Raw genomic sequence first — 1,229 nt, 5'->3', positions numbered from 1 at the left:
CAGAGCTTTTTCTATTCAAGAGAAAGAGTATCTATGGGAGTTTTCCCTTGCTTCATTTGGAAAGTGGAAAAATTCGTGGGATGAAGAAAGATATTTTAAAGTATATAAACTTATAGGTATATACAACAATATTTTTTGGGCTTTTATAGAGTTAGGAGGCTTTGTAGGCTTAGATATTGAAACAGGAGAATTAAAATATCGTATTCCCGAATATCATAAAGCTATAGGAAAAACTATTTGCAAAGGCAAAAATTTTTTTAGAAGTGATTACTTCTTAAATAGTGAAAAAGGAAAAATTCTTGGTATGGCTATGGATGTCTTTATTGAAATAGATTTAACCCAAGAGTTTCCTTTTGTTACTCAATATGGCTTACAGGAAGAGTTTGAAAAGTACAACATCAAAGGGAAAGACACTTCTACCAAATATGCTGTACAAGATAATTTATTGTATTTTTATCTTTCTGATCAGCTAAGATTTGGTGTTTTAGACATCAATACCAAGGAGATTATCTATATTTCAGAGCCTATTGCAGTAGTGGAAAGAGATGATTGTTTTACCCAGCTTAAAGATTTAAAAGTCTCAGAAAATAAGGTGTATATCTTAGATAGTAATCATACGTTGCATATTTTTGAGAGAGAGGAATAACATCTAAGCTATTGCTTTTTTAAAGCAAAACCACTATCTATGTACCCAAAATCATTACACAAACAATATACTAAAAATAAGTTCCTTGAAATACTGAACAAGTACAAGCTACTGTCAAGCAAGGTAAAAAGTGCCAAATCGCAGGAGATTCAACTTGGTGCACCTCTCACCTAAAGAAGTAAATGTAGCTTTAGTACCTACCCGAAGCGGACAAAACCTTCAAGCGGCAATCGCTCAAGTACAGCAAATTTATGAAAAAGTAGGGGTAACACTACACATCACCACTGAACCCCCTTTTGATATTAGCGACCAACTCAAGAACGGCAGTTTGTCCACAGAAAACGAGTTTGGCGACCTTTCTACCTATAGCCCTGAACAAAATGCAGTCATCGCTAAATTTACAACCAACAGAAAGCCAAAAGAGAACACTTAGTAGCTTTATTACTTTTAAAAGATAAGAAAACGAAAATATAAATAAATGGGAAAGGTGCTTTTTGCTTGAAGGAATCTTATGCTTAGCTTATAGAGAGCTTATAGGAAGCTTATACGAATCTTGGAAGATTGGTATAGAAAGGGTATATAA

The 1,229-nt window shown here is 33.6% G+C and carries 2 protein-coding genes; both read left to right on the top strand.

The window, feature by feature from the left end:
- Nucleotides 1-646 (top strand): hypothetical protein (locus HMPREF1321_RS11980; protein WP_009421243.1); only part of this gene is annotated, 646 nt, incomplete at its 5' end.
- A 130-nt stretch (nucleotides 647-776) separates the two neighbouring features.
- Nucleotides 777-1,079: a hypothetical protein gene (locus tag HMPREF1321_RS02575; RefSeq protein WP_157461765.1), complete on the top strand. Its 303-nt coding sequence runs from the start codon at nucleotides 777-779 to the stop codon at nucleotides 1,077-1,079.
- The last annotated feature ends 150 nt before the right edge of the window (nucleotides 1,080-1,229 follow it).

Origin of the sequence: Capnocytophaga sp. oral taxon 412 str. F0487 (genome assembly GCF_000271925.1) — a bacterium.
Lineage (GTDB): Bacteria > Bacteroidota > Bacteroidia > Flavobacteriales > Flavobacteriaceae > Capnocytophaga > Capnocytophaga ochracea.
This window is presented reverse-complemented; position numbering and strand designations above follow the sequence as displayed.